This is a genomic window from Caproicibacter sp., assembly GCF_046707225.1.
Classification (GTDB): domain Bacteria; phylum Bacillota; class Clostridia; order Oscillospirales; family Acutalibacteraceae; genus Caproicibacter.
Window position 1 is genome coordinate 347042 of record NZ_JBJKOP010000036.1, and the last position, 13436, is coordinate 360477.

Here is a 13436-nt window from a genome sequence, read left to right on the forward strand (position 1 = left end):
TAAAATCCTCCCTTGTTTTTTTCTGGACCATTACGCTTCGATGAAATTCGCTTTTTCTTCGCCGCAATCCGGGCAGATCCATTCCTCCGGAAGCTCTTCAAACGTGGTACCCGGGCGAACATCGCTTTCCTCGTCGCCCAAAGCGGGATCGTACTCATAGCCGCAGCCGATGCAGACGTAATGCTTCCATTGCTGCTTTACTTTCTTCACGGTAACTCGTTTCATCTTCTTCATCGGCGGCGCGGGCTGCTTCGGCTGGCCGTTGTCAAGCGCTTGGGTCAGAAGCGGAAGGACCTCCGTGACGTCGCCCACAATGCCGTAATCGCAATTCTTAAAAATAGGAGCATTGGGGTTATTGTTAATGGCGACGATGGTCGCGGCGTTTTTAATGCCCTTCAAATGTTGACCGGCTCCGGAAATTCCGCAGGCGATGTACAGATTTCCGTTAAACTTCTGTCCGGACATGCCGACGTAACGGTTTAAGGGGACGTAGTGCAGTGTTTCCGCAACCGGACGGGATGAACCGACCGATGCTCCGGCCTGAGCGGCAAGCGCGCGGATCAGTTCCATGTTTTTGCGGTCGCCGATTCCTTTTCCGGCACTGACCACGCGCTCGGATTTGGTAATCGGTGTGTCAAGATCGATTCCTACGCTAAAGTCGTAACCGTCCTTCTTCAGTGCGTTCACCAGTTCTCCGACCTGGTCCTGAAGAGTTCCGTCACGGAAGATCATTTTTTTGCGCGCGCCGGTAATCGGCCCGCCGTGATGCGCTTTGGCTGCGGGAACCTCTCTTGCCATGCGGCCGATGATATGAGACGCAATCACAACTTTCTGGATTTCATTGGTTCCTTCGTAAATCGTGCAGATTTTCGCATCGCGGTAGAAACGCTCCACGTCCATTCCCTTAATATAACCGCTGCCGCCGTAAATCTGGAGGGCGTCGTTTACAATCTCCAGCCCGCAGTCGGAGGCGTATTGTTTGGCCATAGCGGCTTCCATCCCATATGGCTCGTGGTTTTGCTTAAGCTCTGCCGCACTGTATACAAGGAAACGGGAAGCGCGCAGCTTTGTCGCCATATCGGCAAGCTTGAACGCGATGTTTTGCTGCTGACAGATCAGTTTTCCGAACTGTTCGCGTTCTTTGGAATATCCCAGCGCACTTTCAAAGGCGCCCTGCGCAATGCCGAGAGCCTGCGCGGCAATGCCGATGCGGCCGCCGTCCAGAGTTGACATGGCAATTTTAAAGCCGTCGCCCTCTTTTCCCAGCAGGTTTTCTTTTGGAACCTTGACGTCGTTGAACATCAGCTCCGCCGTTGCGGAGGAACGGATGCCCATTTTGTCATAGTGGTCGCCAAACTCAAATCCGGCCCATCCTTTTTCCACAATAAAGGCGCTGATTCCGTGTGTGCCGATATCCGGAGTCGTCACGGCGAACACAATGTAAGTGTCGGCTTTCCCGGCGTTTGTGATAAAAATTTTCTCGCCGTTGAGTATGTAGTGATCTCCGTCAAGAACTGCGGTCGTTTCCGTGCCGCCCGCGTCGCTGCCGGCGTTTACTTCGGTCAGGCCAAACGCGCCGAGCTTTTCACCTCTTGCCAGAGGAGCCAGATATTTTTGCTTCTGCTCTTCCGTACCGTAAGCGAAAATGGGCCACGAGCCAAGAGAAACATGAGCGGATAAGACGACACCGACGCCCCCGTCCACACGGGAAAGCTCCTCCACGGCGATTGCGTAGCTGATCATGTCAAGTCCCATACCGTCGTATTTTTTGGGATAGGGGACTCCCAGCCACCCCATTTTGCCCATTTTTCGGACCACTTCATCGGGGAATCGGTTTTCCTGGTCCAGAGTAAACGCCAGAGGTTTGATTTCCGTTTCCGCAAATTCACGGACTTTTGCTCGAAACGCTTCCTGCTCTTGAGTGGTTTTCAATAACATTGGAATTCCTCCTTATATGATGATTTTCAGCAAATTTCTTACAGGCTTTCAAGCTTTGTTCCCGGAAGTTCCATGTTTTAAACTAGATGCAATTAGTCCAGATTAATGCGACACTGAATTCCCTTTGCACGTTGCGCAAAAAAGGGGAGAAGATCAGTCTTCCGACAGGATTTTTGACAGCCGGAAAGCCTTCAACTCGTCGTCCAGCTTTCGCTGAATCTGTTGAAGATGCTGATGCACCATGCAGGGCTTGCCGTATTTTTGGCGCCACGCGCAGGGGTAGCCCGGCTGGGTGCAGGCGCTGACCGACTTATCGGTTTCCATAATTTCCATTAAATCGTAAAGGCTTACCGTTTGAAGGTCTTTGATTAACCGGCAGCCGCCGTCTTTTCCGCGGGTGATGAGAACAAGCCCGGCGCGTTCCATCTTTTTGAGTATTTTATAAACAAACTGCTGCGGTAGCAATTCCTTTTTGCAAATATCCGCGGTCGTAACATGCTCTCCGCCCGACAGGGCCCGCAGAATCCGCAGGGCATAGTCCGTTTCCCGTGTAATCAGCACTTAACTTCCTCCCATTATTCGGTGACATTCATACTATATCATTCTGGATAGATGTTGTCAAGTTTTATATGATAATTATTCCTAAAATTTTGTAAAAAAAGAGGATGGCCGCCTTGCCATCCTCTAAGAAAATAGGAAATGTAACGGTTACAGGGTCCCGAAGATCCGGTCTCCCGCGTCTCCAAGGCCCGGAACGATATAACCGTGTTCATTCAGATGGTCGTCAACCGCGGCGCAGTAAAGCTGAATGTCCGGGTGCGCCTCGGTCACCGCTTTAATTCCCTCCGGCGCAGCAATGATGCACATGAATTTGATGCTCTTCGGGTTGCTTCGCTTAATAATGGTGATCGCATCGACGGAGGAGCCTCCGGTTGCAAGCATTGGGTCTAAAACGATCACATCGCGCTGCTCAATGTCGCAGGGGAGTTTACTGTAATATTCGACGGGCTTCAGAGTTTTGGGGTCGCGGTACAGTCCGATGTGGCCGACCTTTGCCGCGGGTACCATTTGCAGCACGCCGTCCACCATGCCGAGGCCGGCGCGCAGAATCGGGACGAATGCCAGCTTTCTGCCTGAAATAATCTTTGTCTTGGCCAGGGCAACCGGAGTTTCCACCGTTGTTTCCTCCAACGGAAGGTCTCGGGTAGCTTCATAGCACAGAAGCATGGCAATTTCACTTACGAGCTGACGAAAGTCCTTGGAGCCCGTAGTTTTATCTCTGAGATAGGTCAGTTTATGCTGAATCAGCGGATGGTCCATAATAAATACTTGTTTTTCCATTTTTACATCCTCCAATCAATTTCTATTAAAGCTCGCCCTGTTCAATTTTGGTGATTTCATCAACGCGCCGCTGATGGCGGCCGCCGTCGAACGGGGCGTTTAAGAACAGCTTTGCGAATTCAACCGCCTGCTCCTCACTGATGACTCTGCCGCCCAGACACAGAATGTTGGCATTGTTATGGTGCCTTGTAATTTCGGCGCAGTAAGCGTTCGCGCAGACTGCCGCGCGGATTCCTTTTACCTTATTGGCCGCCATACTCATGCCGATTCCGGTTCCGCAGCAAAGAATACCGAGCTCGGCACCGCCGTCCGCGACAAAATGGGCGACCTGCGCGGCGATCGGAGCGTAATCAACCGAATTTTCGTCGAATGTTCCGAAATCCTTATATGCCGTCTTTTCGGCGTCAAGATAGTGCTTAATGGCTTCTTTCAGCGCGTACCCGCCGTGGTCGGCTCCCAATGCAATCATGTTTCATTTCCTCCAAGCTGTTTTTTTAAGGAACGCTCGGCCTGAGCTGGGCGAAGATAGAACGGCATTAATTCGGCGGGGGAGACCGTGCGGTTTTCCCGCACTGCGGCTTCGGCAGCCTCTGCAACTCCCCAGGCCCGCTGATAAATCAGCGGTTCCGGCGGCAGTAAAGCGCCAAGTTTTTGAAAAGACTCGGATTTCGCACAAAGTTTGGCTCCGTCTCCCGCAAGATAAATCGGGCCGCTCAGCTTTTCACATTCCGCCGCCAGTTCTTTCGCGGCGATAGCCCGGTCCGGCGTCAGCCTTTCCAGCAACCCTTTTCCCGCCCTGAAAAGGGCGTTGTAAACCTGCCCGCACCGGGCGTCCATGACGGCGCAGACAACGCAGTCCAGGTGGCTCAGATTGTGCGCAATCGCTTCCAAGGTGGAAACACCCGCACAGGATGTTCCAAAAGGCATAGCAAGCCCTTTGATGCTCGCGATGCCGATCCGGATGCCGGTAAAGGAACCAGGACCGGACGAAACCGCAAACAGGTCGAGTTCGGACGGATTGACTTTGACGCATTGCAGAACGCTTTCAATCATCGGCATCAGGGTTTCGCTGTGCGTCAATCCTGTATTCAGAAAATATTCCCCGAGTATTTTTCCGTCTTCCGTAATAGCGGCGGAGGCGGTTACCGCGGAGGAATCAATCGCCAGTATTTTCATCAGTTCTCTCCTCAATGGAAATCATCCGTTCGCCGTCCGTTTCCCCGCGGCGAAGATGAATCCGGACGGCTTCCGGGGGAAGCGCGTTTTCAATGTTTTCGCTCCATTCCACAACCAGAACCGCTCCGGAATCCAGGTCGTCGAAAAATCCGGTGGAAGCCAGATCGTCCCAGCTTGTGACGCGGTACATATCAAAATGGTATAAGGTCACGCGGCCTTTGTATTCGTGAACCAGGGCGAATGTCGGGCTGGAAACGCCTTCCGGGATTCCCAGGCCACGCGCAATCCCGCGGGTCAGGGCGGTTTTGCCCATTCCCATTCCTCCGAAAAGGGCGAGAACTTCTCCGCCCTTTAAGCCGGAAGCGATCTGTTCGCCGAGGCGTTCGGTCTCCTCAGGAGATGAAGTCTTGTATTCCCGCATCAAATCACCTTCCGTGAACGCCGGCCTTTTAAAACAAACCGGATATTTTTCCGTTTTCATCCACATCGATCCGTTCCGCCGCAGGGTGAGAGGGCAGCCCGGGCATCGTCAGGATATTCCCCGCGTATGCCACGACAAACCCGGCCCCGCTGCTCAGCTTGGCGTCCCGGATGGTAATGGTGAAGCCGGAGGGCCTGCCCAGAAGCTTTGGATCGTCCGAGAGGGAATACTGCGTCTTTGCAATGCAGACGGGCAGTTGGTTGCCCCCGAGCGATTCAATTTCTCCCAGAGAGCGAAGCGCCTGCTGCGTATAGGTTACCCCGTCCGCGCCGTAAATCTCCATCGCGACCGTTTCTATTTTGTCTGTAATGGGAGCGTCGTCCTCATAAAGAAGATGAACATCGGAGCTCCGTTCCACGGCGTCGCAGACCTTTTTGGCGAGCTCCACGCCGCCTTCTCCGCCTTTCGCAAAAACTTCTGAAAGGGCAAAGTCCGCGCCGTTTTCATGACAGTACCGTTCAATCAGGGAAAGCTCGTCCTCTGAATCGCTTTCAAACCGGTTAATCGCGACGACAACCGGGACGCCGTATTTTTTCAGGCCTGCGATATGAGCGCCCAGATTTTCCATCCCGGCTTTCAGCGCGGGTATGTTTTCTTTCGCGGTTTCCGCTTTTGGTACGCCGCCGTTGTATTTCAGGGCGCGCGCAGTCGCGACAAGAACGGCTGCGTCCGGTTTCAGACCGGAAAGACGGCAGTTAATGTCCATGAATTTTTCAGCACCTAAATCGGAACCGAAGCCAGCTTCCGTTACGCAGTAGTCGCCCAGTTTCAATGCGTAACGCGTAGCGCGAACCGTGTTGCAGCCATGCGCGATATTCGCGAACGGGCCGCCGTGAACCAGCGCCGGGGTTCCTTCCAGCGTCTGGACCAGATTCGGGTTAATCGCATCCTTTAAAAGGGCCGCCATAGCGCCCTCAGCTTTCAGACTGCGCGCATACACAGGTTCGCCGCTTCTCGTATAGGCAACCAGAATATTGCCAAGTCTTTTCTTCAGGTCGCTCAGGTTTTTGGCAAGGCAAAAAATCGCCATGACTTCTGTGGCGACGGTAATGCAGAAGCCGTCTTCACGGGGAACGCCGTTCGCTTTGCCGCCAAGGCCGCAGACAATCTGGCGAAGCTGGCGGTCATTCATATCCACGCAGCGCTGAAGCAGAATTCTTCGCGGGTCTATTTGCAGGGAGTTTCCCTGTTGAATGTGATTGTCCAGCATGGCGCAGAGAAGATTGTTGGCGGAGGTGATCGCGTGAAAATCGCCGGTAAAATGCAGGTTGATGTCCTCCATCGGAATTACCTGAGAATAGCCGCCTCCCGTAGCGCCTCCCTTAATTCCGAAAACAGGTCCAAGCGAAGGCTCCCGCAGCGCGATAACAACTTTTTTGCCGATTTTTGCAAGAGCGTCGCCAAGGCCGATCGCCGTGGTGGTTTTTCCTTCTCCGGCAGGCGTGGGGTTTATCGCGGTGACCAGAATCAGTTTTCCGTCTTTTTTGTCTGAAATCCTGCGGTAAAGTGAATCGTTCAGCTTGGCCTTGAATCTTCCGTAAGGTTCCAGTTCTTCATCCTGGATCTCAAGTTCCGCCGCGATCTGTCCGATCCGCTTCGGTTTTACCTGTTGTGCGATTTCGATGTCCGTGAGCATTCGCATTCTCCTAACAACGTATATATTGATTAAAATTATAACACAATTCGAGCGGATAGGAAATACTGCGCGCTTAATATTCCGAACGTCTTGCAAGTTTGTGTGCGGTGTCATATAATAATCTATCGTAGGACCCGAGCATTTTATGAGGTGAAACGATGCGCGCATTAAAATCGATTGCGAATTATATAAAACGAACGGACAAGCTTTACTGGCTTCTCATGATTCTGATTTCTTCCTACAGCCTTTTGTTGATGAAAACCGTTCCCAGTCCGGAAGGGAGAACAATGGGCTATTTCACGACGATGCTTGTGGCGGTGGTCGGCGGATTTGTCGGAGCGTTTCTTTTTTCATTCATTGATTACAGGGAAATAACAAATTTTTGGTATGTAGTTGCCGGATTTTGTTTGTTCCTGATTATCTATACGCAGCTTTTTGGGTCGGCTGTTGTCAACAGCGGAGGCGTTAACGCCAAGGCGTGGATTTATTTGCCCGGCCATCTGACGTTTCAGCCGAGTGAACTGGTGAAAATAGGGTTTATCCTGACATTCTCAAAACATCTTTCAGCGTTGGAAGAGCGGGGCCTTTTAAAGTCTCCCGTCCATGTCGTTTTACTTGCTTTACACGCGATGGTTCCCGTCGTTCTGGTGCATTTTCAGGGGGACGACGGTACGGCTGTGATCTTTTTCTGCATGTTCCTTGCCATGTCGTTCGGGGCGGGAATCCAGCTGAGGTATTTTGCGGCGTTGATTGTATCTGTCGGCGTGGCCCTTCCGCTTGCGTGGAAATATGTTCTAAAAGATTATCAAAAGGAGCGCCTTCTGGTTACTTATCGCCTTGATTCCGACCCCAACGCGGCATTACAATATGCTTATCAGCAAATTCAGGGGAGGCTTTCCATCGGGAGCGGCGGACTGTGGGGACGCGGTTTGTTTCAAAGTCCCCGGGTCAATCATTCGATCGTGCCGGTTCAGCAGAGCGACTTTGTTTTTTCCGTAGCCGGCGAACAGCTTGGCTTTATCGGCTGTACTGCGATCATGCTGCTGCTTCTGCTCTACCTCCTGCATACGCTTCGTGTTGCCCACAAGTCAACGGATCTGCTCGGCAGCTGCATTTGCATGGGCTTTTTCGGCATGATCGCGGCGCAGGCTGTTTTTAATCTTGGAATGTGCCTCGACCTTTTGCCGGTCATGGGTGTGACGCTTCCGTTTTTCAGCTATGGCGGGTCTTCGGCCATTTGCCTTTACTTTGGTTTTGGCTTGGTTTTAAATGTTTATATGCATCGCGTCAACACGGATAAGGTCGTCTTGAAACGAAGAATTTGACCCTGTATAACAATAAAATGAGCTGCTTTCCGGAATTTAAATCCGAAAAGCAGTTCTTTTTTATTTCTTCTTTTTTTTCTTTGCGAGGGTGGCTTCCCGATCAATGGCCAGCGTTCCCTGCGCATCGTCAACGATCAATACGTCACCCGCAGAAGCTCCTTGCGGCAGCTCCGAAATTTCAATGGCATAATACTTCTGGTTTTCATCCTCACAGATTGCATAGATTCCTTCCATGCGGCTGATTGTGATTGATTTCATAAAAGCCACTCTCCCTGATTGTGATAGATTCTTTTTATTTCTCAGTCTTTACGGAAATCTTTTTACCATCCGTAAGAAAGATGATGGTTCCGTTGACGTCCGTTCGGTAAGTTTGTATTCCGGATCGGTACAACCGTTCCAGAACATCGTTCTTTGGTAGCTTGTTGCGGTCATACCCAACCGATATTGCAGCATAGGACGGATGAACCGCCTGTAAAAATTCAGGAGTGGTTGATGTACTGCTGCCATGATGGCCCACTTTTAAAACGTTTGCGGACAGAGCTTCTCCAGTGTTCAAAAGGCTTTCTTCCTCTTCCTTTTCCATGTCTCCCGTAAGCAGGAACCGCATGTTCTGATAGCGCAGCAACAGTACTATGGAGGAGTTGTTGGTACTCTCACCGGGGGTAACAGGTCCCAACACACGGATGTCCATTTCGCCCAAAGAAAATTCGTCTCCAGCGTTCAGATTTTCTTGAGCCATCCCTTTCTGCCTTAGTGCATCCATTGTGTCACGGTAGGCCGAATCCTGTGGAATTAAATCCGGTTTGACTTTGGAACCAAAAAAATGCTGGACGGGAAAACTCTCCAAAATATATTTTAATCCTCCGATGTGATCTTCATCCGGATGTGTATTAACAACATATTCCAAACATGAAGTTCCTCTTTGTTTTAAATACCGGACAATATCTTTTCCACGTTCCGGCGTGCCGCCGTCCACCAGCATGCTTTTTCCTCCGCATTCAATCAAAATACTGTCCGCCTTTCCAACGTCCAGAACATGGACGGATGCGGGCCAGCCGTCGGCGCAGGCGGAAAAATCGCTGAGGCCGAAAAAAGAGAGGACTTCGGGCCACAGGGAAGAGGCGCCGAAAGGAACAGCCGACGCGGCAAGAATCCCCAGAATCAGACAAGCAGCGGCGGCGTAGCGGATACGGTTGAGAAAAAAGGAAGAAATTTTCATCTCAAGTTCCTGCTTTTGGCTCCGAGTCGGGCTTTTGCATGTTCATTTCAAGAAATTGCTGGTAGGTGATCAGCACCTGACGCGGCTTGGAGCCATCCCGTGGCCCGACAATGCCCATCTGTTCCATTTCGTCGATCAGTCTTCCCGCCCGTGCGTAGCCGAGCCTCAGGCGGCGCTGGAGCAGAGAAGTGGAGGCCTGACCGGCTTCCACGATGCATTTGATGGCGTCCGGCATCATCGGGTCGCCGCTTTCCTCCGAGCCGGAGGAAGAGGAGTCGCCTTTTTCCGCGGCGGCGTTCCGCTCAATTTCCTCGGCGATGGTTTCGTTATAGTCCGCTTCCTGGGACTTCTTGACGAATCCGACGATGGATTCGATTTCACTGTCGCTGACAAAGCATCCCTGAATGCGGATCGGCTTCTGCGAACCGACGGGGGAAAACAGCATGTCGCCCCGCCCCAGAAGCTTTTCGGCGCCGCCCATGTCCAGAATCGTTCTGGAGTCCACCTGGGAAGATACGGCGAAAGCGATCCGGCTTGGGATATTCGCCTTAATAATTCCCGTGATGACGTCGACCGACGGCCGCTGCGTGGCAATGACCAGATGCATCCCCGCCGCGCGGGCCATTTGAGCAAGACGGCAGATTGAATCCTCAACCTCATTCGGAGCGGCCATCATCAGGTCTGCAAGCTCGTCGATAATGATGACAATTTGAGGCATATGCTCCATCGGCTGACCTTCGTCGTCCTGATAGTTGCACTGTGCGGCCAGCGAGTTATAGGCGGGCAGGTCGCGCACGTTCCGCGCCGCAAAGATCTTGTACCGTTTCAGCATTTCGTTGACCGCCCAGCTCAGCGCGCCCGCCGCTTTTCTCGGATCGGTCACGACGGGAACCAGCAGGTGGGGAATGCCGTTGTAGATTCCCAGCTCCACAACCTTTGGGTCGATCATTAAAAATCGGACGTCCTCCGGAGAGGATTTATAAAGCAGGCTGATAATCATGGAGTTGATACAGACCGATTTACCGGAGCCGGTGGCGCCGGCAATCAGAAGATGGGGCATTTTAGCAAGATCCGAAACGGCAACTCCGCCCGCGATGTCGCGCCCCAGAGCGACGGTCAAATGACTTTTTGCAACGGTGAAACTGTTGCTTTCAATCAGCTCCCGCATCCGGACAACCGTGTTTTTCTTGTTTGGAACCTCGATTCCGACCGCTGCTTTGCCCGGAATCGGCGCTTCGATTCGAAGCCCCGCGGTGGCAAGGTTCATGGAGAGGTCGTCGGAAAGATTGGTGATCTTGCTGATTTTTACCCCGCTTGCGGGCTGCAGCTCATAGCGTGTGACCGCAGGGCCGCGACTGTACCCGACAAAAGAGGTCTGAACCCCGAAGCTTTTCAGCGTGTCGACCAACTGCCGACCGTTGGTTTGGATTTCACTGATTGCTTCCTGCTCGCTCAATTCGCGCGTTGTCTCCAGCATCGAAATGGGCGGAGTATGATATTCCCCGTCCTGCGGCGGATCGGCTGGGGGAGGGGTTGCTTTGACGGAGAATTTTTCCTGAGTGCTTTTTTCCAAAGCAGGAGCGGAATCCGGCTTGGCCGGAGGTTCCGCCTCTTTCCCATCGGAGGTAGTTTTGCACGGTTCTTCCGGCTTTTGCTCCGGTTCCGGCTGCGCGGAGGGAACTCCGATTGAGAAAACCTTTTCCAGTTGTTCCAGCTTATCATTTTTCTTGACCGGCTTTTTATTTGCCGAACGGACAGGGTGAAGCGGTAGCCCGTCGTCGTCGAGCGCGATGTCGATGTTCAGATTTTCGCGGTTGCGTTCAATCCTTTTTTCGCGCACCGTATCAAGGCTGTTTTTAACCATTCCGGCCGGTTTGGCAACGGTACGGAATAATTGAATCAGGCTTGTCCCGGTCAAGACCATAATGGCGACAAAGAGCAGCAGTAAAATGACAATTTTAGACCCAAGCGGCCCGAGGGCGGCGACAATCGGGATTCCAAGAAGGCCGCTGAAAAAACCGGAACCCGCGCGATCCGTTCCTTCTGTGTAGAGAGTTACAAGGCTTGTCCAGAATGAGTGGAGGGTTACGTTTTTGCTGACGGAAAAAATATAAGCCGAAGCACAGAAGAGGGCGATGATTACGATCATCAGAATCAGTTTTCCGCCGGTATGGGTTCCCTGCCGTTCCAGAGCGGTTACGATGGATATGTACAAGAGCAGAACAGGCCAAAGAATCGCCCAGCTGCCAAACAGGCCGAGAAGCACGTTGTGAAACCAGTGCCAGATGTGGTCACCGCTGATCAGAACGAGACAAAACATCAAAATGGAGCAGGCAAACAGAACAACGGCATAGATCTGGCTTTTTTGTTTGTTTGCCTGTGCGCTTCGCATGGCCGCGGAGGCCGCGTCTTTCGCGGAAACCGTTTTTTTGACCGCCGGCTTTGCGGCGTGTTTTTTTCTGCTTTTTTGATTTGCCAAACGGCACACCTTCTATCCGTTAAAGTTCAGTATGGCCCCGCTTACAAGGTTGATTCCCGTGCGGTGCTCCACAAATCCAACCACTGTGACAACGATGCCCAGCACAAGCGTGTAAATCGCAAAAACCGCAAGATGACCGGAATTCACCATCCATCGCAGGAGCAGAATCGCAAGAAATCCGACCAGCGCGGCGGATGCGATACCTGCCAGAATCACCCCGGCCGGTACGGAAGGGGGTGCGGAAAGGGCATCCTTCATTTCCAGAGCGGCCGCAGCCAGAATGGAGGGAATTCCAAGAACAAAGGAGTAATCCAGAGCTGTTTTCCGGCTGATTCCGCGGATCAGTCCGGCGGAAAGCGTGGAACCGGAGCGGGATAAACCCGGAAACAGGGCGGCCGCGCACTGCATGAGTCCGACTGACAGCGCGTCGCCCGCGTTATATTCCTTTCTGCCGGAGTAAGGTCTTGAACCGGGTCTCTTTTCCTTATTATGTATTTTCGCGTCCCGCCGGGAGAAAAAAATACCGGCCGAGAGCAGAAGCCCTGTCGCAATCAAAGAAAAACCCTCCACCAGAATGTCCCCGTCGGTCGCCCATTGATCCGCGAAATCCTTCAGTCTTCGGCCGGAACCGGGAACAGGCAGAAAAAGCAGGAACAAAGGAACAAGGCTGAGAAAAAGCATCAGAAGCATCCGCCGGTCCGGACTCATTCGTTTCGCAGTAAGGTTTTTCGTGACAAGATCGCGAATCATAGAAAAAAACTCCAGCAAAAGCCGCCAAACCAGTTTGTAATAAACGGCAAGCACCGCAGCCAGAGTACCCAGATGAAGCATTACGTCAAAGAAGAGACTCGGCTGCTGTATTCCCAGAAAATGCTGGCTCAGCGACAGATGGCCGCTGCTGGACACGGGCAGGAATTCCGTCGCACCCTGAATGATTCCCTCAAGAACCGCTTGAAGAACCGTCATGCAAGTTCCTCCGTTATGTAAGGACGGCACGGGGCCGCCCCGAATTATTTGGACTGTTTCCCTCTGGATGCTTTTTGCGGTTCCGATGTTTTCCTTTTTTCCTTTTTCTTTCTTTCGTCAATCATTCCGTAAAGACAATCGACCGCGTCGGAAAGGCTGCCGAGAGAATCGATCAGGCCCTCCCGGACCGCGTCCATCCCTTCCAGGACGGAGCCGATGTCGAGAACAAGTTCCTGCGTGTTCATGGAAAGCTCCGTCAGGCGGTCGGCGGAAATTTTGGAATGCCCGGTCACAAATTTTGTGATTCTATTCTGCATTCTTTCAAAATAGTCCAGAGTTTGAGGAACACCGAGCGTCAGGCCGTTCATTCGCACAGGGTGCAGCGTCATCGTCGCGCTGGGGACGATAAACGAATGTTTGGCCGCGACGGCAAGCGGAACCCCGATGGAATGCCCGCCGCCCAGAACGATCGATACAGTCGGCTTCTTCATGCCCGCAATCAGCTCCGCAAGAGCCAGCCCGGCTTCGACGTCGCCGCCAACGGTGTTAAGCATAATCAGCAGACCGTCGATTTCCCGGTCTTCGTCGATCGCAACCAGCTGAGGAATCACATGTTCGTATTTCGTTGTCTTGTTTTGAGAAGGCAGAACGGTGTGGCCTTCAATCTGGCCGATGATGGTCATGCATTGAATCAGGTGTTTTCCATCTCCGGTAATGATGGAACCCGAATCCACAATGTGGTCCATTGACCGACTTGTTCGTTCATCCTTGTTTTCTTCTTCGCTCATTAATAGGCACCTCCCACAAGGCTTAGTTTGCCTTTGGAAGGGCATAACATACACGCGGGAGGGCAGCCCGCCCGCTAATTCATTGTT

At 52.4% G+C, this 13436-nt stretch carries 13 protein-coding genes; 1 reads left to right on the forward strand and 12 read right to left on the reverse strand.

The window, feature by feature from the left end:
* Window positions 1–30: 30 nt before the first annotated feature.
* The 7 genes from ACLQ3M_RS10860 to ACLQ3M_RS10890 form a co-directional block, all read right to left on the reverse strand.
* Window positions 31–1938 (reverse strand): acyl-CoA dehydrogenase family protein, encoded by a 1908-nt coding sequence (locus tag ACLQ3M_RS10860; protein WP_411677705.1) that lies wholly within the window; start codon window positions 1936–1938, stop codon window positions 31–33.
* Between the two features lie 153 nt (window positions 1939–2091).
* Window positions 2092–2499: an RrF2 family transcriptional regulator gene (locus ACLQ3M_RS10865; protein WP_411677706.1), complete on the reverse strand. Its 408-nt coding sequence runs from the start codon at window positions 2497–2499 to the stop codon at window positions 2092–2094.
* Window positions 2500–2646: 147 nt separating this feature from the next.
* On the reverse strand, window positions 2647–3279 hold the full coding sequence (gene upp / locus ACLQ3M_RS10870) for a uracil phosphoribosyltransferase (protein ID WP_066648377.1): 633 nt from the start codon (window positions 3277–3279) through the stop codon (window positions 2647–2649).
* 25 nt (window positions 3280–3304) lie between these two features.
* Window positions 3305–3748, reverse strand: a complete 444-nt coding sequence (gene rpiB, locus ACLQ3M_RS10875) for a ribose 5-phosphate isomerase B (RefSeq protein ID WP_066648380.1) — start codon at window positions 3746–3748, stop codon at window positions 3305–3307.
* Window positions 3745–4455, reverse strand: coding sequence for a tRNA (adenosine(37)-N6)-threonylcarbamoyltransferase complex dimerization subunit type 1 TsaB (gene tsaB / locus ACLQ3M_RS10880; RefSeq protein WP_411677707.1), 711 nt, complete (start codon window positions 4453–4455; stop codon window positions 3745–3747). The genes rpiB and tsaB overlap by 4 nt, the downstream gene beginning before the upstream one ends.
* Window positions 4436–4876 carry a tRNA (adenosine(37)-N6)-threonylcarbamoyltransferase complex ATPase subunit type 1 TsaE gene (gene tsaE / locus ACLQ3M_RS10885; RefSeq protein WP_411677708.1) on the reverse strand — a complete coding sequence of 147 codons (441 nt, stop codon included), beginning with the start codon at window positions 4874–4876 and terminating at the stop codon, window positions 4436–4438. Before tsaE ends, tsaB begins: the two co-directional genes overlap by 20 nt.
* A gap of 28 nt (window positions 4877–4904) precedes the next feature.
* The gene (locus ACLQ3M_RS10890; RefSeq protein ID WP_411677709.1) at window positions 4905–6572 is read right to left on the reverse strand and encodes a formate--tetrahydrofolate ligase; all 1668 of its coding nucleotides are present in this window, start codon (window positions 6570–6572) and stop codon (window positions 4905–4907) included.
* Between the two features lie 158 nt (window positions 6573–6730).
* On the opposite strand from ACLQ3M_RS10890, the gene ACLQ3M_RS10895 reads away from it, so the two are divergent.
* Complete coding sequence (locus tag ACLQ3M_RS10895; RefSeq protein WP_411677710.1) at window positions 6731–7897, forward strand: FtsW/RodA/SpoVE family cell cycle protein; 1167 nt, start codon at window positions 6731–6733, stop codon at window positions 7895–7897.
* A 60-nt stretch (window positions 7898–7957) separates the two neighbouring features.
* Here the strand turns inward: ACLQ3M_RS10895 and ACLQ3M_RS10900 are convergent, their stop codons facing one another.
* The 5 genes from ACLQ3M_RS10900 to ACLQ3M_RS10920 are packed head-to-tail and all read right to left on the reverse strand — an operon-like array spanning window position 7958 to window position 13349.
* The gene (locus ACLQ3M_RS10900) at window positions 7958–8155 is read right to left on the reverse strand and encodes a DUF3006 domain-containing protein (RefSeq protein WP_411677711.1); all 198 of its coding nucleotides are present in this window, start codon (window positions 8153–8155) and stop codon (window positions 7958–7960) included.
* Between the two features lie 34 nt (window positions 8156–8189).
* A complete protein-coding gene (locus tag ACLQ3M_RS10905) occupies window positions 8190–9116 on the reverse strand; it encodes a ComEC/Rec2 family competence protein (protein WP_411677712.1) in 927 nt (308 codons plus the stop codon).
* A 1-nt stretch (window position 9117) separates the two neighbouring features.
* Entirely contained in the window at window positions 9118–11595 is a 2478-nt protein-coding gene (locus ACLQ3M_RS10910) for a DNA translocase FtsK (RefSeq protein ID WP_411677713.1), read from the reverse strand.
* Between the two features lie 12 nt (window positions 11596–11607).
* The gene (locus ACLQ3M_RS10915) at window positions 11608–12561 is read right to left on the reverse strand and encodes an undecaprenyl-diphosphate phosphatase (protein WP_411677714.1); all 954 of its coding nucleotides are present in this window, start codon (window positions 12559–12561) and stop codon (window positions 11608–11610) included.
* Window positions 12562–12605: 44 nt separating this feature from the next.
* The gene (locus tag ACLQ3M_RS10920; protein WP_411677715.1) at window positions 12606–13349 is read right to left on the reverse strand and encodes a ClpP family protease; all 744 of its coding nucleotides are present in this window, start codon (window positions 13347–13349) and stop codon (window positions 12606–12608) included.
* Window positions 13350–13436 lie beyond the last annotated feature (87 nt).

What these genes read in the sequence shown, in the direction of transcription:
- ACLQ3M_RS10860 (WP_411677705.1), bottom strand. Translation starts at nt 1,938, where the DNA reads ATGTTATTGAAAACCACTCAAGAGCAGGAAGCGTTTCGAGCAAAAGTC.
- upp (WP_066648377.1), bottom strand. Translation starts at nt 3,279, where the DNA reads ATGGAAAAACAAGTATTTATTATGGACCATCCGCTGATTCAGCATAAA.
- rpiB (WP_066648380.1), bottom strand. Translation starts at nt 3,748, where the DNA reads ATGATTGCATTGGGAGCCGACCACGGCGGGTACGCGCTGAAAGAAGCC.
- tsaB (WP_411677707.1), bottom strand. Translation starts at nt 4,455, where the DNA reads ATGAAAATACTGGCGATTGATTCCTCCGCGGTAACCGCCTCCGCCGCT.
- tsaE (WP_411677708.1), bottom strand. Translation starts at nt 4,876, where the DNA reads ATGCGGGAATACAAGACTTCATCTCCTGAGGAGACCGAACGCCTCGGC.
- ACLQ3M_RS10890 (WP_411677709.1), bottom strand. Translation starts at nt 6,572, where the DNA reads ATGCTCACGGACATCGAAATCGCACAACAGGTAAAACCGAAGCGGATC.
- ACLQ3M_RS10895 (WP_411677710.1), top strand. Translation starts at nt 6,731, where the DNA reads ATGCGCGCATTAAAATCGATTGCGAATTATATAAAACGAACGGACAAG.
- ACLQ3M_RS10900 (WP_411677711.1), bottom strand. Translation starts at nt 8,155, where the DNA reads ATGAAATCAATCACAATCAGCCGCATGGAAGGAATCTATGCAATCTGT.
- ACLQ3M_RS10905 (WP_411677712.1), bottom strand. Translation starts at nt 9,116, where the DNA reads ATGAAAATTTCTTCCTTTTTTCTCAACCGTATCCGCTACGCCGCCGCT.
- ACLQ3M_RS10915 (WP_411677714.1), bottom strand. Translation starts at nt 12,561, where the DNA reads ATGACGGTTCTTCAAGCGGTTCTTGAGGGAATCATTCAGGGTGCGACG.
- ACLQ3M_RS10920 (WP_411677715.1), bottom strand. Translation starts at nt 13,349, where the DNA reads ATGAGCGAAGAAGAAAACAAGGATGAACGAACAAGTCGGTCAATGGAC.